This window comes from Frankia sp. R82 (genome assembly GCF_023716925.1).
GTDB lineage: Bacteria > Actinomycetota > Actinomycetes > Frankiales > Frankiaceae > Frankia.
Genome location: NZ_JAMQQG010000284.1, coordinates 34368 through 54061 on the forward strand (window position 1 = coordinate 34368; position 19694 = coordinate 54061).

Consider the following 19694-nt stretch of genomic DNA (forward strand, 5'->3'; position numbering starts at 1 on the left):
GCTGTCCGGGCGGTGGGAAGCGCAACTCCGACCGGACGTCAGGACAGGGTGGCGAGCCAGTTGGTGAGCAGGTGGGCGCCGGCGTCCCCGGACTTCTCCGGGTGGAACTGGGTGGCGGCGAGTGACCCGCGTTCGACGGCGGCGGCGAACGGTTCGCCGTGCTCGCCGATGGTGTCGCCGGCGGACAGGTCGGCCTTGGCCGCATACGAGTGGACGAAGTAGAACCGCGTGTCGGACGCAAGCCCCGCGAACAGCATCGAGCCGGCCGGCGGACGCACCGTGTTCCAGCCCATGTGCGGCAGGATCGGCGCGGCCAGCCGGCGCACCTCGCCGGCCAGCACGCCGATCCCCTCAGTGCGCACCCCGTGCTCGTCGCCGAGCTCGTAGAGCACCTGCATGCCGACGCAGATCCCGAGTACCGGCCGCCCGGCGGCGACCCGGGCACGCACGACCGCACCCGCACCCAGGGCGTCGATCCCGGCCATGCACGCCGCGTAGGCGCCGACCCCGGGCACGACCAGCCCGTCGGCCTCCCGCGCCGCGGCCAGGTCGTCGGTGACGGTCACGTCCGCCCCGACCCGAGCCAGCGCCCGCTCGGCCGAACGCAGGTTCCCCGACCCGTAGTCGAGCACGACCACCCGACTCACAGCGTGCCCTTGGTGGACGGGATGCCGGTGACCCGGGCGTCCAGGGCGACCGCGTCGCGCAGGGCCCGGGCGACCGCCTTGAACTGGGCTTCGACGACATGGTGGGCGTTGCGGCCGGAAAGCACCCGCACGTGCAGGGCAATCCGGGCCGAGCTGGTGATCGACTCGAAGATGTGGCGGGTGAGGGTGGTGTCGTAGGTGCCGATCAGGCCGACGAGGTCCGGTTCGACGTGCACGCAGTACGGGCGGCCGGACAGGTCGACGACGGCCAGGGCGAGCGCCTCGTCCAGGGGAACGGTGGCGTCCCCGAAACGGCGGATGCCGACCTTGTCGCCGAGCGCCTCGCGCAGCGCCGTGCCGAACGCGATCGAGGTGTCCTCGACCGTGTGGTGGGCGTCGATGTGCAGGTCGCCGCGGGTGCGCACGGTCAGGTCGAAACCACCGTGCTTGCCGAGCTGGGACAGCATGTGGTCGTAGAACGGCACGCCGGTGTCGACGGTGGCCACGCCCGTGCCGTCGAGGTCGAGCTCGACGAGGACGTCCGACTCCAGGGTCTTGCGGGCGATACGCGCGGTGCGGGCCATCGGGGCTGTCCTCGGTGCCTTTCTCGAACGTCAGCGAAACGGTGACGGCAGCGGACGTGGTTCGGCGTCAGCGGGAGGCGAGGGTGACCAGGCCGGACTCGTCGGTCCGGGCACCGGCGAGGACCTGGGACAGGGCGGCGAGGAACGCGTCGATCTCGCCGGGCAGACCCGCGGTGACCCGCAGCCAGCCGTCGGGGCCGACGTCGCGCACGAGCACGCCGCGGTCCAGCAGACGACGCCAGACGTCCTGCTCGTCGGCGAACCGGCCGAAGTACACGAAGTTGGCGTCGCTGGGCGTGAGCGCCAGGCCGAGGCCGGGCAGTTCCCGCACGATCCGGTCGCGCTGGGCCTTGACCGCCTCGACCGTGCCGAGCAGCTCGTCGGCGTGGGCCAGCGCGGTACGCGCGACCGCCTGGGTGAAGCTCGACAGGTGGTAGGGCAGCCGGACCAGCTGCAACGCGTCGACGACCGCGGGATGCGCGGCGAGGTAGCCGACCCGCGCGCCGGCGAGCGCGAACGCCTTGCTCATCGTGCGGGTGACGACCAGGCGTGGGTTCGCCGGCAGCAGGGTCAGGGCGCTGGGCACCCCGGCCCGGCGGAACTCGGCGTACGCCTCGTCGACGACGACGATGCCGCTGCCGACGGCCGCCATCGCCGTGCAGGCGGCGGTGACGACCTCGGGGGGCAGGGCGGTGCCGGTCGGGTTGTTCGGGGAGCACAGGAACACCAGCGCCGGGCGGTGCGTCTCGATCGCGGCCGTGACCTGCTCGGGCGTGAGGGTGAAGTCGTCGGCGCGCTGCTCGCCGGCCCAGTCGGTGGCCGTGGCCAGCGCGATCAGCCGGTGCATCGAGTAGGACGGCTCGAACCCGACCGCGACCCGGCCCGGGCCGCCGAACGCCTGGCACAGCTGCTGGAGGATCTCGTTGGACCCGTTGGCCGCCCACACCTGGGCGGCGTGGACGCCGAAGCCGGCATCCGGCGTCAGGTAGTAGGCGAGGTCGGCGCGCAGCGCCTCGGCGTCGCGGTCCGGGTACCGGTTGGCCTCGGTGGCGGCGAGGGTGGCGGCCTTGCCGAGCGCGTCCACGAGGCCGATCGACGGCGGATGCGGGTTCTCGTTGGTGTTCAGGCGAACCGCAACGTCGAGCTGCGGGGCGCCGTAGGGCGACATCCCCCGCAGGCTGTCGCGCAACGGCAGCTCATCCAGGCCCAGGGGCTGCCAGGGCCGGTCGTCCCCGACCATGCCGGCGTCGGTGCCGGCGAGCTGGACGGTCATCGGAATCGAACCTCCACGGCGTCACGGTGTGCGGTGAGGTCCTCGGCTCCGGCGAGTGCGCCGAGGCGCCCGGAGACGGCGTGCAGCGCGTCCCGGGTGCTCTCGACGACGTGGACCTGCCGCTGGAAGGCGGCGACGGACAGACCGCCGGAGTGGCGCGCGGTCGCGCCGGTGGGCAGGACGTGGTTGGAGCCGGCGAGGTAGTCGCCGAGTGGCACCGGTGCGTACGGCCCGACGAACACCGCCCCGGCGTGGCGAACCCGGGCGGCGACGGCGGCGGCGTCCGCGGTCTGGATCTCCAGGTGCTCGGCGGCCCAGCCGTCGGCGACGGCAAGCCCGGCGGCCAGGTCGGCGACGATCGCGACGGCGCCCTGGCCGGCGAGGGCCTGCTCGACCCGCTCGCGGTGACGGGTGGCGGGTACCCGCTTGCCGAGTTCGACGTCGACGGCGTCGGCGAGCTCCGCCGACGTGGTGACGAGCAGGCAGGCGGCCATCGGGTCGTGCTCGGCCTGGGCGATCAGGTCGGCGGCGACGTGCGCCGGGTCGGCCGTGTCGTCGGCGAGGATCGCGACCTCGGTCGGGCCGGCCTCGGCATCCACCCCGACGACGCCGCGCACCAGACGCTTGGCCGCCGTCACGTAGACGTTGCCGGGCCCGGTGATCACGTCGACCGGCGCGCAGGAAACGGTGCCGTAGGCGGCCATCGCGATCGCCTGGGCGCCACCGGCCGCGTACACCTCGTCGATGCCGAGCATCGCGCACGCACCGAGGACGACCGGATGCGGCAACCCGCCGTTGTCCTTCTGCGGCGGGGAGAACACCGCCAGCGACGTCACCCCGGCCTCCTGGGCCGGGACGACGTTCATCACCACGCTGCTCGGGTAGGCGACCCGCCCCCCCGGCACATACAGCCCGACCCGCTCGACCGGCACCCAGCGCTCGGTGACGGCGAGCCCCGGGGCGACCTCGACGGTCACCGGCGCGCGCAGCTGGGCGGCGTGCACCAGCCGGCAGCGGCGGATCGCCTCGGCCAGCGCGTCGCGCACGTCCGGGTCGAGCCGTTCGGCGGCCGCGGCCAGCTCCGCGGCGGGCACCCGAAGATGCGGGGGGCGGACCCCGTCGAACCGCACGGCGGCGTCGAGCACGGCCTCGTCGCCACGGTCGCGGACGTCCTCGCATACCGGGCGCACGGCCTCGACGGCGACGTCCACATCGATCGCGGCGCGGGGCAGCAGACGCCGCACCTGCGCCCCGGTGGGGGTCGAGCCACGCAGATCCAGCCTTCTGAGCACCTCCCGAGGGTAGCCGCCGAAGCCGCGACCGGTGAAATCACGTCGCGTCGTGGGGTGACACGCTGGGATGGTGACCGATTCCCACCCGCCTGCCACGTCCGGCATCTCCGCACCGGCCACCGCACCCCCGGCACTACCGGCACCCCCAGCACCCCCAGCAGCCCCGGCACCCCCAGCAGCCGCTGTGCCCATGTCGGGCGAGTCGCTGGCGACGATGCTGCACGGCTACGGGGTGCACGCGCGGGCGCCGCGCCGGGTCGTGGCGGCGCTGACCGAACGGCCCCACACCCTGCGCGACCTGGTGCAGGACTCCGGACTACCACGCCGCTCGGTCGAGATCATCCTGCAGGCTCTCGGTGACGACCTGCACACCGCAGCCGGCGGCCGGCTGGTGCTGCGCGCCCCGACGATCGACCACTACCGGTCCATGATCCGCTATGACGAGCTGCGCTCGACCACCCCGGTGGACCCGCTGGCCACCGAGATCCACCGGCACGGTGACCTGATCACCACGATGCACGGCCTCATCGCGGCCGCCCCGAGACCGCAGGCCGACCTCGACCATGTCCCGGCCACCGCGGCGACGGCGGTACGCCGGGCGGTCTGGCTGTCCACGCACTACGACCTGCGTGAGGCGCGCCTGCTTCTCGTCGGCGACCACGACCTGACGTCGCTGGCCCTGCTGTTGCTGCTCGCCGGCCGTCCCGGCGGGCCACAGGTCACCGTCGTCGACATCGACGAGGAACTGCTGGCCTTCCTGCACCGCTGCGCCCACACGCGTCAGGTGACGCTGCACTGCGTGTACGCGGATCTGCGCCTCGGCCTGCCACCGTCGGTCGCCGGCCAGGCCGACCTGGTGTTCACCGACCCGCCGTACACCCCGGCCGGCGTGTCCCTGTTCGCCGCGCGGGGCGCGCAGGGGCTGGCCGACCGGGACCGCGGCCGGGTTCTCGTCGCCTACGGCTACAGCGAACGGGCACCGGCGCTCGGCGCCCGGGTCCAGAAGGCCCTGCTGGACCAGGGATTCGTCTTTGAGGCCATCTGGCCGGGGTTCCACGTCTACGACGGCGCGGAGGCGGTGGGCGCCCGCGCCGACATGTACAGCTGCCAACCGACCGCCGCCACGTGGAAACGGCTGGACCGCCTGGACCAGCCGGGTGAGCGTGACACCGGTGGCCCCGGCGGCTACCCGCGCTCCATCTACACCCGCGGCCGGCAGGCCGAGGAGAGCCAGGCCGAGGAGCTTGCCGCCCCGGCCGTCGCGGCAGCCCGGCGGTTCCTCGCGGCGGTGCCCGGGCGGGGCGTGTTCGTGGGCGAGCGTCCGTTGCCGGAGGTCCCGTCACACACCCGGCTACCCACCGTCCTCGGCCGCGGCCTGCCGCCGTCCACGACCGGCGCGGCCGGCACGGGTCGCAGCGTCGTCGCCGACCTGACCGATGATCCCGGCCCGTGGCTGCTGCGCCTGTTGCTGGCCGCCAACGCCGACCGGCTCGCGGTGCTGGTGGATGCCGGCCATCCCGACCTGCGCTCCCCCGGCCGTCCGGACGCCGCCGGCGGCCCGGGTGCCGGCGCTCCGTTCGACCTGGTGCGGGCGAAATGGGCGCGCACGCCCGAGTGTGACGAGACACCGCTCGGCGCCGGACAGACCCGGCTGCTGGCCTTCGCCGCGGTCGACCCGACGACGTTGGCCGGACCCGAGCGCCTCACTCGCTGGCTGTTGGAGCGGGTGCACGGCCGGCTCGGCAACGTCTGGCGCGACGGCCTGATCCGGATCGCGCGTGACCAGGGCGGCGAGCCGCTCCCCCAACGGGCCGCCCTGAGCACCGTCCACGCTGCTCTCACCGCCAGCCAGGTGAACGGCGAAGCACGCGGCCAGGAGCCCGGCAACAGTCGGGGAATCAGCCTCGGTACCACCGACCTGCTGTCCGCCCGGCTGATCGACCTGCCCCGGCACACTCTCGCGGCCGTGTTCGACGCCGCGGCCACCAGCGTCGAGCGCCTGCCCGCCTCCGCCACCTGACCGTCCCGCACCGGATCGCCGGCCCACCAGGGCCGCCGTCCCGCCAGATCAGCGGCCCGCCGGCGGAATGTGCGGGGACCGCGGGTCGGCCTGTCACAGATCGGGTGGCAGGGCCGTCCAGATGGGGGGAGGGTCGCCGCGAAGGGCGGCTCGTGGGACGTCACAGGAGGCGCTCCCCCGGCCGGGCAGCCGCCCCGGCCGGCCCGGAGTCGTTCGGCAGAAGGAGGCTGACCATGACGCAGCGGGCAGGGACGCAGCTGGCAGGGACGCAGCGGATGAACATCGCCGAGGTGGCGCCGGACGGGTACAAGGCGGTGCTGGGGCTGGAGGGCTATGTGCGCAGGCACGTGGACGCCACCGTGCTGGAGCTGGTGAAGCTGCGCGCGTCGGTGCTCAACGGCTGCGCGTTCTGCGTGGACATGCACAGCCGGGACGCGCTGGCGGCCGGCGAGTCGTCGCGACGGCTGTTCGCGGTCGCCGCCTGGCACGACGCACCGTTCTTCGACGAGCGGGAGCGGGCCGCACTGGCGCTGACCGACGAGGTCACCCGGCTCGGCCCGGACGGCGTCAGCGACGACACCTGGGCGAGCGTCACCAAGCACTGGTCCGAGGCGGAGACCGCGAACCTGATCCTCGCCATCGTGACGATCAATGCCTGGAACCGGATCGCCATCCCGACCCGGTCCCAGCCACCCCTCGACGTCTGACCCGGACCGGGTCCGATCCGGACGCTTCAGGGGCACGGTGGGGGGGGGGGGGGGGCCCCCCCCGCCCCCCCCCCCGCCCCCCCCCCCCCCCCCCCCCCCCCCCCCCCCCCCCCCGGGCCGCGCCGGCCGCGGCCCCCGGCGCGCCACCGCCCCCCCGGCAGTGCCCCCGGGGGCGCGCGCGGGCGCGGGGGGGGGGGGGGGCGGGCGCGCCCCCCCCCCCCCCCCCCCCCCCCCCACCCGGCGACCGGCCTCTCCGTGCCCCGCCGGGACCACCGACGGGTGGGCATCCGGCCGGGCGACTCGGTGGGCGAACCGGCGAACCTGCAGGTGAAGGGATCGGGCGTCCGTCGTGGACGAGAACAGGGGCGGGCGGCGGGGACATGGCCCGTCCGGCGTCACTACGGTGAAACAGTTTTGCTACTACAACGCGTAGAAGCGGAGCTGGTGCTGGATGAGCGCCGTCCCGACGCAGCAGTCCGCTGCGGTCCTGCGAGCGACCGCGGGTGTTGTCGCCGAGCACGCGGAGGAGATCAGCGCCGTGTTCTACCGCCGGCTGCTGGCGGCGCACCCGCAGCTCGCACCGATGTTCTCCCGCAGCGGTCAGGTCACCGGCGCCCAGTCCCGGGCGCTGGCCGCCTCGCTGGTCGCCTTCACCGGACATCTGCTCGGCGAGTCCGAGCGCCCGTTCGACCCGGTGCTGCGTCGGATCGCGCACCGGCATGCCTCGCTGGGTGTCGGGCCGGGGCACTATCCGCTGGTCGGGCGGCAGCTGCTGGCCGCCGTCGCCGAGGTGCTCGGGGACGCGGTCACGCCGCAGGTGCACGATGCCTGGGACGAGGCGTACTGGCTGTTCGCCACGGCGCTCATCGCCGAGGAGGCGCGCGCCTACCAGCGGATGGGCACCGATCCGACGCGGCCGTGGCGGCCGTGGCGGGTCACCGCACGCACGGTGGCGACCCCCGAGGTGATCTCCTTCGATCTGGTGCCGACCGGGCCCGACCCGCTGCCCGCCTTTCTGCCCGGGCAGTATGTGACGGTCGCCGTGGACCTGCCCGACGGCGGCCGGCAGATCCGCCCGTACAGCCTGTCGCGGGCGCCGGGAGCGGGCAGCCTGCGGATCACCGTGCGCCGCGTGCCCGCGGTCGGCGCCGGCCCGGAGGGGGTCGTCTCCGCCCATCTACACGAGCAGGTGAAGGTCGGGGACGTACTGGATGTCAGCCCGCCGACCGGCGCTGTGACCCTCACCCCCGGCGCCGACCCGCTGGTGCTGATCAGTGCCGGTATCGGCATCACCCCCATGATCGCGATGCTGGGCCACACCGCCCGGCTGCGCCCGCAGCGCACGGTGGTGGCGGCGCACGCCGACCGCTCCCCCGAGCACCATCCGCTGCGCGCGGAGATGCTGGAGATCGGCGCCCTGCTGCGCAACTTCCAGCTGCACACCCGTTACGAACCACACAGCCCCGTCCAGATCGACGTCGATGCCCTGCCGCTGCCCGACGGCGCCCGGGTGTACCTGTGCGGACCACTGCCGTTCATGCGGGACGTCCGTGCCGGCCTGCTGCGCCGCGGGCTGTCCCCCGACCACATCCGCTACGAGATCTTCGGCCCCGACCCGTGGGCCGGCAACCCGACCTGAGCGCTCATCCGGCCGGGACGCAATCCGTTCTCGCGGCGCCGCCACCGAGGCGGCGCAGGTCGGCTGCCAGGGCGTCGCGGCGGTCCGATGGGACGGGATCAGGGCCGCGAAACGACGGTGCGCCACCGCAACTCACACGACGGCTCGGCGGCGACGAGCTCGCAGACCCGACCCCACCGGAAGATCCCGGCGCGGTTGGCCCCCCGGAACCGGGCCCCGGGAACGGCGACCTGCGCGCCACGGGTCGATGGACACGACCTGGCCGAGCAGGCCGGGGCGGTCGCAGGGTTCGATCCGCAGCGGGACAAGGCGACGGATGACACCGCTCGGTTCGGAGGCGAAGGCCACCTGCCATTCCTGCTCACCGACCACCGACTCCAGGTAGGCGCCGAAGCAGACGGCGATCGTACGGGTGCTGTAACGGATGCCATCCTGCATGGCCGCGGTCCAGTCGGACCCGACGACCATGTCCCACGCCTGCACCAGGACCCGGAACCCGTCGGCTTCCAGTTGCCAGGCCATCCACTCCGCCCAGATGCGATCCCTGGCTGTGTACGAGACGAAGAAATCCCACCGCCCGTCGGCCGGCGGCCGGCCCAATCCCCCGCTGTTCATCAGATCATCAGACGAAAGTCTGACACCGGGCAGCAGGTTGGTCGCCGGCGGCGAAAGACCATCGACGAGCGACATTCGACGCTGGTGGACGGTTGAGAACGCGTGGCTGCGGACCATCGGTTTGACCGGATCCCCGGGGAGGGGACCTCAGGCGACGGGCAGATAGGTGCGGAAGGCCGACGCGGACGCGGTGCCGCCGAGGGTGACCGGGTACTGGGCGGCGGCAACGGTGTGCGGCTGGCCGAGGTCGATCCGGCTGACCTCTTCCAGCCGCTGGTACTGCTTCTCCTCCAGGTTCACCTCGAGCGCGGCGAGATAGTCGTCGAGCTGGGCGACGCTTCGCGGGCCGATGATCGGGACGAGCCCGGTCGACGACCGGTCGGCCCGTGCACGCACCCAGGCCGTGGCGACCTGGGCCGGGGAAACGGCGAGCTCGGCGGCGATGTCGAGCACCGCGTCGACGACCGCGGTCTTGCGCGGCTCGTCCTCGGTGTGGATCACTCGGCCGAGGTCGGTGAGCCGCCCGGCGCTGCTGGTGCGGTACTTGCCGGTCAGCAGCCCGCCACCGAGCGGCGACCACAGCGCAGCGCCAAGGCCGAGGGCCTCGGCCATCGGCAGGACCTCACGATCAGCGGTCCGCTCCACCAGGCTGTACTCGAACTGCACGGCGGTGACGGGGGCCAGACCGCGCAGCTCGGCCAGGGTGGCCGCGCGGGCCGTACGCCAGGCGGGGAAGTTCGACAGCCCCACATAGAGGATCTTGCCGGAGCGCACCAGATCGTCGAGACCCCGCATGATCTCCTCGATGGGCGTCACCGGGTCGGGGAAGTGCACCCAGAGCAGGTCGAGATAGTCGGTGTCGAGCCGGGTGAGGCTGCCCTCGACCGCGCCGACCAGCGCGCGTCGGCCGTTGCCGGTCGCGAGAACGCCGCTGTCGGGCGTGCGGCCCACGCCGAACTTGGTGGCGAGAGTGAAATGTGCGCGCTGACCCGTGAGCAGGCGCCCGAGTATCTCCTCGGACTCGCCGAACTGGTAGCTCTCGGCCGTGTCAAGGAAGGTGCCGCCCGCCTCGGCGAAGCGCTCGAGGATGCGCCGCGCCTCGTCCGGCTCGGCCCCGGCACCCCACCCGGTGCCGAAGTTGGCGGCACCGAGCGCCAGCTCGCTCACGCGCAGGCCCGTGGTGCGGCCGAACGTCGTCTGCCTCATCGAAACCTCCCGACAGTGGGCAAGGGCCCCGTGGCCGCCCACCCAGGTAAAACGACCGGTTTACTTCGGTGGCAGGGCAACCCTAGCACCACCTGGACACAGGTACAACGATCGGTCTACATTGGCGACCATGCAAGACGATCAGATCGCTCCCCTGTCGGTCCCCGCCGCCGATCGCACCGTGGCGGCGGGGACCGACACGCGGCTCGACGCCCGGGGTACGGACGGACCCGACCAGGAGATGCGCGCCGTGGAGGTGACACCGCCATCTGAGGTCGTGGGAGCCCCTGGCCCACGAGGCGGCGTACGGCGGGGCGGGCGGGGCGGGCGTGGCGCGCGGGAGCGCATTCTCCGGGCGGCGGAACAGCTCTTCTACGCCGAGGGCGTCAACACCACCGGCATGGAGCGGCTCACCGAGGTCGCCCAGGTGTCGAAACGGACCTTCTATCAGCACTTCCCCAGCAAGAACGCCCTGGTGGCGGAGTACCTGCGGCGGCTGGACGCCCATCCGGTCGCCCGGGAGCGTGTCCTGCGCCGGGACGATCTGCCGGCCCGCGCCCGCCTGATCGCGCTGTTCGCCGACGATCTGTCCGGTGGCACGGCGGGCGGCGGAAGTACCGGCGCGACCACGGCCACCGCGGGCGTCGGGGGGGTGTACCGGATGCGAGGCTGCCCGTTCCACAACGCGGCGGTGGAGACGGCCGGCACCGTGCCCGACATCGAACAGGCGGTCGTCGAGCACAAGGCGGGATTCACCCGACTGCTCATCGATACCGCCCGCGAGGCCGGTGCCGCCGATCCCGTCAGGCTCGGGCGCCAGCTCGCCGTGCTGTTCGAGGGCGCGGCCGCCCTGTCCACGTCCCTGAACGATCCCGCGCCCCTCGCCGACGCCCGTTCCGCGGCCCTCGTCCTGCTCGGTTCGGCGCTCGACGAGCCTGCCAGCCGCCCGGCCGACGGCCACGTCCGGGGCCGCGAGGGTCACCGCCGCGACCAGCCGGATCCCGGCCAGCCAGGGATGAAGTGTGACAAGGAAGGTCCTGCACAGGGGCGCCAATCAGACGATCGCGCCGCCCGCGGCATGCTGTAATCGCGAGCGTGGCGGCGCCGAGAACCAGGACGCGACATCGGGAACGGCACGGCGCGGAGCGGGCCGGATGGCTGCGGGCCGCCGTGCTTGGCGCGAACGACGGGCTGGTGTCGACGTCGAGTCTGGTGATCGGAGTCGCCGCGAGCGGCGCGTCCGGCAGTGCGATCCTCACCGCGGGTCTGGCCGGGCTCACCGCCGGGGCGCTGTCGATGGCGGCCGGCGAATACGTGTCGGTCAGCGCCCAGGCCGACGTCGAGCATGCCGACCGGGCGCAGGAAAAGGCGGAACTGGCCAGTACCCCCGCGGCGGAGTTGGACGAGCTGACCGGGATCTACGAACGGCGGGGCCTGCCCCCGGCGCTCGCCCGGCAGGTCGCCGAGGCGCTGACCGAGCGGGACGCGCTCGCCGCGCACCTGCGCGACGAACTCGGCCACAACGAGCAGAACCGGGCCCGGCCCCTGCAGGCCTCGGCCGCGTCGGCGAGCAGTTTCGCCGTCGGCGCGCTGGTGCCGTTCCTCGGCATGGCCGCGCCGCCCGGTTCGACGCGGCTCACCCTGATCGTCGTGGTCACCGTGATCGGTCTGGCGGTCGCCGGGGCGCTCGGCGCGCGCACCGCCGGGACGCCCCTCGCCCGTCCGACCCTACGGGTCGTGGTCGGTGGCTGCGCGGCGATGGCGGTGACGGCACTCGTCGGCGCGCTCGTCCACACGGCGGGTGTCTGACCCGCGTGACGGCGCGCCCGGAACGCACCCTCCGGTCCGCCACGGGCCGGCCGGTCAGGTTCCGGGCATCGCACACAGACAGCTACGCCGAACCGTCCGCTCGATCGATGAGGATGGCGGGCGGACGGACCGGCAGGCCGGACTCAGGTGTCGCGGGTGAGCAGGAAGGTGCCACCGGGGGCGCCGCCGCCGGTGGAGACGACGGCGACCTGGGCATCGGCGACCTGGCGCTCCCCGGCCACACCGCGCAGCTGGGTGATCGCCTCGTGCAGGAAGCCGAAACCGTGCAGGCGCCCGGCGGAGAGCTGGCCACCGTGCGGGTTGAGCGGCAGAGAGCCGCCCAGGCCGATGGTCGTGCCGTCGCCGATGAAGTCGCTGGCCTCACCGAAGCCGCAGAAGCCGAGCGCCTCGATCCACGACAGGCAGTTGAACGAGAAACCGTCGTAGAGCAGGGCCACGTCGACGTCGGCCGGGGTCAGATCGGTGCGGGTCCACAGGTGCGTGGCGGGGCCGAGCACCATCGGTTCGTGGGTGAGGGTGCCCTGGTCCCAGGACGGGCGCTCGGTGATCTGAGTGCCGACGGCGTTGATCCGCACCACGCCGTTCGGCGCGTCACCGGCGGTCTCCGCGGCGGAGACGATGACGGCGACCGAGCCGTCGCAGGGCACGTCGCAGTCGTACAGGCCGAACGGGGTCGAGATCATCCGGGCGGCGAAGTAGTCGTCCAACGTCAACGGGTCGCGGTAGACCGCGTTGGGGTTGCGGGCCGCGCCGGCGCGGGCGTTCACCGCGATCCGGCCGAGGACCTCCCGGTCCGCCTTGTACCGGTGCAGGTACTGGGAGGCGGCCAGGCCGATCCAGGTCCCGGCGGAGGCGGCGCCGTAGGGCAGCCGCCACTGGATGTCTCCCTCGAGCCGGCCACCCCCGCCGCCGACCAGGCCGCGGCGCTGGTAGTCGGTGTAGGTCGCCTCCCAGACGGTGCGCACGCACAGGACGTGGCGGCACAGCCCGGACGCGACGGCGAGCATCGCGGCGACGATCGCCCCCGACTGGCCGGGCTGGTCGAGCCCGCCGTGGAACCAGGTCGGACGCACGCCGAGGGCTTCCTCCAACGGCGCGATGCCACCCTCGGACATCCCGCCGCCGAGCCCGCCCGGGTAGGTGGAAATGCCGTCGATGTCGTCGCGGGTGAGCCCGGCGTCGGCGATCGCGGCAAGGCTCGCCTCGACCGCGAGGCTCACCGGCGGGCGCCCGAGCCGCCGGCCGACCGCGGAGATTCCCACGCCGGAGAGCACGCTGCGCCGCTCGAACCGCTCGTCGCTCACCGGCGGACGCGCAGCGGGACGGGCCTCGTGGACCAGACCGGCACGATCCGGCTCGCCGGACGGGCGGAACACCGGCACCCACACGTCACCCGGTCCGTCCAGACGCTGCGGGTCGAACCGCTGCTCGTCGAACGCGACGGTGACGGCGAGCCCCACCCGGGCGAGCTGCGCGATCTCGCTCGGATCGTCCACCAGCAGGTTCGAGGTGAGCCGCACCCCGGGGGCGTCGTCGAGCTCCACCACGATCACGACATACGGCGGGGTGATCCCCGGCAGCCACATCTGGTGGTTGACGCTCACGCCGACGACGACACCCGTCGGGCCGACGGCGGCGTAGGCGAGCTCGGCGCCCGGGCAGTCCGGGCAGACCGACTCGCCGGGGTGCCGAAACCGCGCGCAGGTGGTGCACCGCGGCAGCCGCAGTTCGCCGTCCGCGCCGCCGGTCCAGAACGGCGCGACCTGCGGAACCAGCGCGGGCAGCGGCCGTTGCCACCCGGTGGTCACGATCGGGGCGGCCTCGACCGCGGCGGTCCGGTCGGAGCTGGGCATGTCAGGCTGCCGCCTTCTCGAGGATGTGGACGCCGCAGGCGCTGCCGAGGCCGATGACGTGGGCCAGCCCGACGCGGGCGCCCTCGATCTGGCGGTCGCCGGCCTCGCCGCGCAGGTGGGTCGCGATCTCCCAGATGTTCGCGATACCGGTGGCGGACACCGGGTGCCCCTTGGACTCCAGCCCACCGGAGACGTTCACCGGGGTGGTGCCGTCGCGCCAGGTGGCCCCGGAGTTGAAGAAGTCGACCGCGCCACCGGGCGGGCACAGCCGCAGGTTGTCGTAGTGGACGAGCTCGGCGGTGGCGAAGCAGTCGTGCAGTTCGACGAGATCGAGGTCATCGGGCCCGACGCCGGCCTGCTCGTAGGCCTGGTTGGCGGCGGCCCGGGTAAGGGTGTTGACATCGGGCAGGACCTGGCAGGCCTCCTGCCACGGGTCACTGGTCAGCACCGAGGCGCTGATCTTCACGGCCCGGCGCTGCTGCTCGAGCGAGAGGGTACGCAGCTTCGACTCGCTGACGACGACCGCCGCGGCGCCGCCGTCGCAGTTGGCCGAGCACATCGGCCGGGTGTTCGGGTAGGCGACCATGACGTCGTTCATGATCTGCTCGAGGGTGAACCGCTTCTGGTAGGACGCCAGCGGGTTCAAGGTCGAGTGGGCATGGTTCTTCTCGGAGATCCGCGCGAACAGCTCGAAGTCGGCGCCGCCGTACTTGTGGCCGTATTCCATGCCGATCTGCGCGAACACGCCGGGCATCGTCTCGGTGCCGATCCGCCCGTCGAGTGGGGCGACCGCGCCGAACCGGCCCTGCGGCGACCAGGTGTCGCCCTGCTCCTTGGTGGTTCCGCCGGCGAGCAGCCCCGCTCCGGACAGCTTCTCGACGCCGACCGCAAGGCCCACGTCGGCCTCGCCGGCCCGGATCGCCATGATGGCGACGCGCAGCGCGGTCGCCCCGGTGGCGCAGGCGTTGGCCACGTTGAACACCGGAATGCCGGTCTGTCCGATCTGCTTCTGCAGCTGCTGACCGAAGCTCGCCGCGGCCCGCATCAGGTTGCCCGCCGCCAGCACGCCCACGTCCCGCATGTGCAGGCCCGCGTCGCCGAGCGCGCCGCGGGCCGCCTGCGCCCCCAGGTCCACCGTGTCAAGATCCGGGTGCTTGCCGAACTTCGTCATGTGGATGCCGAGGATCCACACGTTCTCCGCCATCGCCCTACTCCTGTCCCACGCCGTCCGATGCCGTCCGATGCCGTCAGCCCGGCACCGTCAGCCAGCTGGTTCGAAGCCGAACCCGACCGCTTCGGTGCCGGCCGCGTCCGCACCCAGCGGAACCGTCGTCAGCCGCAGCTTCATCCCGACCCGGACGTGCTCCGGGTCCGCCGGCACGTTCACCACGTTGGCCCGCACGGACGTCCCGCCGCAGTCGACCACGCCGGCCACGAACGGCACCGGGATCCCCGGCGCCGCGTACGACACGATCGTGAACGCCCGAAGCTCACCCTCCGTCGGCACATCGACGACGCGGAACACGTCCGCCTCGCAGGCCGCGCAGGCGTTGCGACGGTCGAAGTACCGGGCGCCGCACGCGGTGCACTCGTGTGCCGTGAGATGCGGAGTTCCGGTCAGGACGAGATAGTCGACGAGCGGGACGCGTTCGCTCACGGGCCCTCCCTGCAGAGGCGACGGAATCGGGACGTGGCCGGCGGCCGACGAGGGGGAAACGAGGGGATCGGTCAGGCCATCGGGGGCCCTGACCGGCCAGGAAGTCGGGCCAACCACGCATCCCAGGCAGCTGCACAGTAGCGCACCAGCGGCGCCGGCGCCGGTGTTGCGGCACTTCATGATCCACGGTCCGAGCCCGTCGGAAGACACCAGAAGCTGGACGGAGTATAGTTTTCGTGATGATCAGATTAGCCGGTTTGCAACCGCGGTCTCCACTGTCTGGCCAGGCCTTATGGCGGCAGTGGGGGCGGGAGCCGGCGGCCGTGATCTCTCCGCACGCAGATGGGCACGTCAGGTATTCGTGAGGATGCCTGCCCGTGTCGCCGGACCCGGTCCAGCGCGATCCGGGCCACGCCGTGCACAGGCGCCACGCCGGAATTCCCCAAAGGAGCTCGCGCATGTCGGTGACCAGCCCCAGCGACGTCTATTACGACCCGTACGATCCTGAGATCGACACCGATCCGTACCCGGTGTGGAAGCGGATGCGGGATGAGGCGCCGCTCTACTACAACGAGAAGCACGACTTCTGGGCGCTCACCCGGTACGAGGACGTGGAGCCCGCGCTCGGCGACTGGAACACCTATCGGTCCGGCGAAGGAACGGTGCTGGAGTTCGTCAAGGCGGGTATCACCTTTCCCCCCGGGGCGATCCTCTTCGAGGACCCGCCGATTCACGACCTGCACCGCAAGCTCCTCATCCGGGTCTTCTCCCCACGGGCGATGAACGCGCTTGAGGACAAGGTCCGCGGGTACTGTGCGCACACGCTCGATCCCCTCGTGGGCGCCGACCGCTTCGACTTCATCGAGGATCTCGGCGCCCAGATGCCGATGCGGACCATCGGCTACCTGCTCGGTATCCCCGAGGAGGACCAAGTGGCGCTGCGCGACCAGATCGACGATGGCCTTCGGCTCAACGCCGACGGCAGCCTCAGCGACTATCAGCGTTCCGGGGACTTCAGCCCCGAGTCGTTCGGTGACTATGTCGACTGGCGTGCCAAGCACCCCTCGGACGACCTGATGACCCAGCTGCTCAACGCCGAGTTCGAGGACGAGAACGGCACGGTGCGCAAGCTGACCCGGGAGCAGGTCGTCACCGTCGCCTTCCTGCTGGCCGGCGCCGGCAACGAGACCACCACCCGGCTGATCGGCTGGACCGGCAAGGTCCTCGGCGAGAACCCCGACCAGCTGCGGGAGCTTGCCGCGGACCGGTCGCTCATCCCGAACGCCATCGAGGAGCTGCTGCGCTACGAGGCGCCGAGCCCCGTGCAGGCCCGCAAGCTGTCCCGCGACGTGACCCACCACGGTCAGACCGTGGAAGCCGGCCAGATCATGCTGCTGCTCAACGCCTCGGCGAACCGCGACGAGCGGCGCTTCCCCGACCCCGACCGGTTCGACATCCACCGCAGCGCACGCCACCTCAGCTTCGGCTACGGCATCCACCACTGCCTGGGTGCCGCGCTTGCCCGGCTCGAGGGGCGGGTCGCCCTCGACGAGGTCCTCAAGCGCTTCCCGAGCTGGGAGGTCGACTGGGACAACGCCGTTCAGGCCCGCACCTCGACCGTGCGCGGCTGGGAGAAGCTGCCGGTCTTCATCCGGTAGGTAGCGCATACCGGTCGGCACCGGCACACCGGCACACCGGCACACCGGCACCGACAGGTTGCCCACCCCGCCACGACGGCCCGCTCCCCTCCGGAGCGGGCCGTTTGTCGTTCGTACGACGACATGCTGGCGACTCTGTCTCATTCACCTGGTAAAAGGCCGGGAAGATGACCGACAATGAGCCGGACGACCAGGCAGCCGGCAGGCCGTGGCCGACCATCACGTGTCGGGTGTCACAGCGGCGACGTCGGTCAGCGGCCCGACGCCCGTACAGCATGTCGACCGGAGAACCTGCGCCGGAGAACGCGGCGTGCGCCGGCCGAGTCGGTGACACAGCGCCCGAGAGGACCAAGGTGCCCGAACGTACTGATCGCGGAGCCGCCCTGCCCAACGCGTCCCGTGCCCGGCGCGACGTCGGCGAGCTGAACAAGCGCCGCGGCACCGGACGCACCCGGCGCGGACGGCAGACTCGCGGCCAGCTGGTCGACGCGGCCCGCACCGTCTTCGAACGCGACGGCTTCCTCCATGCCCGGGTTGCCGACATCTGTGATCTGGCGGGGCTGTCGCACGGCTCCTTCTACACGTACTTCCACTCGAAGGAGGAGGTCTTCCGGGAGGTCGTCGACTCGGTCGAACTCGACCTGCTCACCCCGGAACCGGTACCGGCGGGCACCGACGCGATCGCCCGGATCCGCGCGGCGAACCGCCACTACCTCGAGACCTACGCCGCCAACGCCAAGATCATGCGTGTGATCCAGCAGGTGTCCACCTTCGACGCGGACGTACGGCGAATCCGGACCGAACGCCACGACGAGTTCGCCCTGGCCATCGAGCGGCGGACCCGGTCCCTGCAGGCCGCCGAGCTCGCCGATCGCCAGGTCGACGCCGCCTACGCCGCGCAGGCCCTCGGTGGCATGGTCGCCTACTTCGCCGAGCTGCTGTTCAACTCCGAGAACGCCGTCGGTTTCGACCTGGACGCCTCCGTCGACCAGCTCACCCTGCTGTGGCGCAACGCCCTGGGTATCAGTGCCGACGAGTAGCCGCCCGGACCTCGGTTGACCCGCAGCCGCCGTCGGCTGTCAACGCACGGCATCGGGAACGTGCCGGGCGCCGACGAGCACCAGCGCGGCACGTTGTCGAAGGACGACCGGCAGCTGGTCCGAGCCATCCGCCGACCACTGCCAGATGGCGTCGATGGTGATGGCCTTCAACATGGTCGCCAGCGCCGTGACACTGACCCGCTCGGGTAGCTGACCCGCTTCAAGCGCCGGTTGCAGAAGTGCGAGAAAAGCCTGCTCCAGCCCGAACGACTCGCCTTCGATCGCGGATCCCCGCGGCATGCTCATCTGAGCATCCAGAATCCGGCGCAACGCCGCCCGCGGCACCCGTTGCACCCGCCGGCCGAGCCGGTTCATCATCCGGTCGACCGCGGCGTCCAGCTCCCGCCCGGCGGCGACCTCCGCGAGGGCGTCCTCGTACACCACCCCGGCCGTGATCCAGCCGGTGTGCAGGAGGATGTCCTCCTTACGCGCGAAATGCAGATAGAAGGTCGCCTTGGAGACGCCGGCCCGGGTCGCGATCTCCTCGGCCGTCGTTCGCTCGAAGCCGTCTTCATAGCCGCGCTGCGCCCACAGCTCCAACGCGGCCCGCAGAATCGCGCGCCGGGTGTCTCGGGAACGTTCCTGGGCAAGCTGTGAACGCTTGGGAACCGCCCCCATCCGCGTCAGCGCGCGGGTCGGTCGGACAGCCCGTCCGCCGTGATGAACTGGCACCGGCACGAGCGGATACGCCAGCCGTCCGGGGTGCGCACAAGATCGTCGGTGTAGACCGCGTTCCGGGGAACGCCATCGGTGCGGTCGATGAACAACAGGTTGCGGGTGGTCCGGGCGGTGTCCGCGCCGAGCATCTCGATCACCGGCGGGCCGCCGAGGTGCAGACCGCCGGGGGCGGCCGTCGCCATCCGGCGCAGGCCCGCATGGCCGTCGAAGGTCCGCCCGTACACGTGGTAGACGGCGTCGGGGGTGAACAGGGCGACCCAGCCTTCGGCGTCGTCCAGGTCGAGGGCCAGGCAGTAGCGGGCCAGCAGCTGGCTGATCGCCACCTGGTCGACCGGGCCGGGCAGCCGGGCCTCCGCGCCGGACAGCGGTGACGTGGAACCGTCAGGGCTGGGTTCCGACGGGGTGGAGGCCGGTGGAACGGAGGATGCAACGGTCACGGCGAACTCCTCAGGACCTGCTGGCGAGCACGGCGTCGCGGCGGGCGATCCGCCAGCGGTCTCCGTCCCGGGCCAGGGTGTCGGTGTACCGGCCGATCAGACGCGGCTCGGGTGCGGGGCTACCGAGGCCGAAGTACAGAAAGTCCGAGACGGCCACGGCGCTGTCGCCGTCGATCTCCACGACGGTGTTGACCGTGACGTGCCGGCCCCGCTGCTCCGCCGTACCCTGCGACTTCTCGAAGAACGCGGTGAGCTCGGCCGCGCCCCGGTGCTCCGCGCCGAAGGCGAACACGGCGTCGGGGGTGAACAGCGCGACCACGTCGGCCAGCTTCCCGTCATCGAGCAGATGGCAGTAGCGGGACAGGGTGTCGCGGATGGCGAGCTCGTCGGCCACGGCATCGGACATGTCTTCTCCTCACGATCCCCCGCGGGAGAGGTGCCCCGCGGCTGCGGATGCGCCCGGCGCCAGCCGGCCCCGGCACGAGGCCGGCCCGGGCC

The 19694-nt window shown here is 72.5% G+C and carries 18 protein-coding genes and 1 pseudogene; 7 read left to right on the forward strand and 12 right to left on the reverse strand.

Going from position 1 to position 19694, the window contains the following annotated elements; translation table 11 throughout:
* Positions 1-38: 38 nt before the first annotated feature.
* The 4 genes from hisH to hisD all read right to left on the reverse strand — a co-directional run bounded on the left by hisH (position 39) and on the right by hisD (position 3796).
* The gene (hisH, locus tag ND747_RS21415) at positions 39-638 is read right to left on the reverse strand and encodes an imidazole glycerol phosphate synthase subunit HisH (protein WP_251735798.1); all 600 of its coding nucleotides are present in this window, start codon (positions 636-638) and stop codon (positions 39-41) included.
* A gap of 5 nt (positions 639-643) precedes the next feature.
* Entirely contained in the window at positions 644-1231 is a 588-nt protein-coding gene (gene hisB / locus ND747_RS21420) for an imidazoleglycerol-phosphate dehydratase HisB (protein WP_251735760.1), read from the reverse strand.
* Between the two features lie 67 nt (positions 1232-1298).
* On the reverse strand, positions 1299-2504 hold the full coding sequence (locus tag ND747_RS21425; protein WP_251735762.1) for a histidinol-phosphate transaminase: 1206 nt from the start codon (positions 2502-2504) through the stop codon (positions 1299-1301).
* A complete protein-coding gene (gene hisD, locus ND747_RS21430; protein ID WP_251735764.1) occupies positions 2501-3796 on the reverse strand; it encodes a histidinol dehydrogenase in 1296 nt (431 codons plus the stop codon). Before hisD ends, ND747_RS21425 begins: the two co-directional genes overlap by 4 nt.
* A gap of 190 nt (positions 3797-3986) precedes the next feature.
* Here hisD and ND747_RS21435 point away from each other — a divergent pair, with 190 nt between their 5' ends.
* The 3 genes from ND747_RS21435 to ND747_RS21445 all read left to right on the forward strand — a co-directional run bounded on the left by ND747_RS21435 (position 3987) and on the right by ND747_RS21445 (position 8162).
* Positions 3987-5816, forward strand: coding sequence for a bis-aminopropyl spermidine synthase family protein (locus ND747_RS21435; protein ID WP_251735800.1), 1830 nt, complete (start codon positions 3987-3989; stop codon positions 5814-5816).
* 233 nt (positions 5817-6049) lie between these two features.
* On the forward strand, positions 6050-6523 hold the full coding sequence (locus tag ND747_RS21440) for a carboxymuconolactone decarboxylase family protein (protein WP_251735766.1): 474 nt from the start codon (positions 6050-6052) through the stop codon (positions 6521-6523).
* Between the two features lie 451 nt (positions 6524-6974).
* Positions 6975-8162 (forward strand): globin domain-containing protein, encoded by a 1188-nt coding sequence (locus tag ND747_RS21445; RefSeq protein ID WP_251735767.1) that lies wholly within the window; start codon positions 6975-6977, stop codon positions 8160-8162.
* Positions 8163-8294: 132 nt separating this feature from the next.
* Here the strand turns inward: ND747_RS21445 and ND747_RS21450 are convergent, their stop codons facing one another.
* Together ND747_RS21450 and ND747_RS21455 are read right to left on the reverse strand one after the other, a co-directional pair.
* Positions 8295-8777 (reverse strand): toll/interleukin-1 receptor domain-containing protein, encoded by a 483-nt coding sequence (locus ND747_RS21450; RefSeq protein WP_285900882.1) that lies wholly within the window; start codon positions 8775-8777, stop codon positions 8295-8297.
* Between the two features lie 147 nt (positions 8778-8924).
* Positions 8925-9983, reverse strand: a complete 1059-nt coding sequence (locus ND747_RS21455; protein WP_251735771.1) for an aldo/keto reductase — start codon at positions 9981-9983, stop codon at positions 8925-8927.
* Positions 9984-10260: 277 nt separating this feature from the next.
* On the opposite strand from ND747_RS21455, the pseudogene ND747_RS21460 reads away from it, so the two are divergent.
* Positions 10261-10920 (forward strand): annotated as a pseudogene (locus tag ND747_RS21460) (TetR/AcrR family transcriptional regulator); the annotation flags it as partial.
* A gap of 158 nt (positions 10921-11078) precedes the next feature.
* Complete coding sequence (locus tag ND747_RS21465; RefSeq protein WP_251735773.1) at positions 11079-11792, forward strand: VIT family protein; 714 nt, start codon at positions 11079-11081, stop codon at positions 11790-11792.
* A gap of 143 nt (positions 11793-11935) precedes the next feature.
* On the opposite strand, the gene ND747_RS21470 is transcribed toward ND747_RS21465, so the two are convergent.
* Genes ND747_RS21470 through ND747_RS21480 form a run of 3 tightly spaced genes read right to left on the reverse strand, consistent with a single transcriptional unit; the run spans position 11936 to position 15323 of the window.
* The gene (locus tag ND747_RS21470) at positions 11936-13666 is read right to left on the reverse strand and encodes an OB-fold domain-containing protein (RefSeq protein WP_251735774.1); all 1731 of its coding nucleotides are present in this window, start codon (positions 13664-13666) and stop codon (positions 11936-11938) included.
* Position 13667: 1 nt separating this feature from the next.
* Positions 13668-14870 (reverse strand): thiolase family protein, encoded by a 1203-nt coding sequence (locus tag ND747_RS21475; RefSeq protein WP_251735776.1) that lies wholly within the window; start codon positions 14868-14870, stop codon positions 13668-13670.
* A 57-nt stretch (positions 14871-14927) separates the two neighbouring features.
* Positions 14928-15323 (reverse strand): OB-fold domain-containing protein, encoded by a 396-nt coding sequence (locus ND747_RS21480; RefSeq protein ID WP_251735778.1) that lies wholly within the window; start codon positions 15321-15323, stop codon positions 14928-14930.
* 458 nt (positions 15324-15781) lie between these two features.
* Between ND747_RS21480 and ND747_RS21485 the strand changes: the two genes are divergently transcribed.
* Together ND747_RS21485 and ND747_RS21490 are read left to right on the forward strand one after the other, a co-directional pair.
* A complete protein-coding gene (locus ND747_RS21485) occupies positions 15782-16981 on the forward strand; it encodes a cytochrome P450 (RefSeq protein ID WP_251735780.1) in 1200 nt (399 codons plus the stop codon).
* A 353-nt stretch (positions 16982-17334) separates the two neighbouring features.
* On the forward strand, positions 17335-18021 hold the full coding sequence (locus ND747_RS21490) for a TetR/AcrR family transcriptional regulator (RefSeq protein WP_251735781.1): 687 nt from the start codon (positions 17335-17337) through the stop codon (positions 18019-18021).
* Between the two features lie 39 nt (positions 18022-18060).
* On the opposite strand, the gene ND747_RS21495 is transcribed toward ND747_RS21490, so the two are convergent.
* The 3 genes from ND747_RS21495 to ND747_RS21505 all read right to left on the reverse strand — a co-directional run bounded on the left by ND747_RS21495 (position 18061) and on the right by ND747_RS21505 (position 19602).
* Positions 18061-18699 (reverse strand): TetR/AcrR family transcriptional regulator, encoded by a 639-nt coding sequence (locus ND747_RS21495; protein ID WP_251735783.1) that lies wholly within the window; start codon positions 18697-18699, stop codon positions 18061-18063.
* A gap of 5 nt (positions 18700-18704) precedes the next feature.
* A complete protein-coding gene (locus ND747_RS21500; RefSeq protein WP_374216289.1) occupies positions 18705-19103 on the reverse strand; it encodes a nuclear transport factor 2 family protein in 399 nt (132 codons plus the stop codon).
* Between the two features lie 103 nt (positions 19104-19206).
* Positions 19207-19602 (reverse strand): nuclear transport factor 2 family protein, encoded by a 396-nt coding sequence (locus ND747_RS21505; protein WP_251735787.1) that lies wholly within the window; start codon positions 19600-19602, stop codon positions 19207-19209.
* Between the last annotated feature and the right edge of the window lie 92 nt (positions 19603-19694).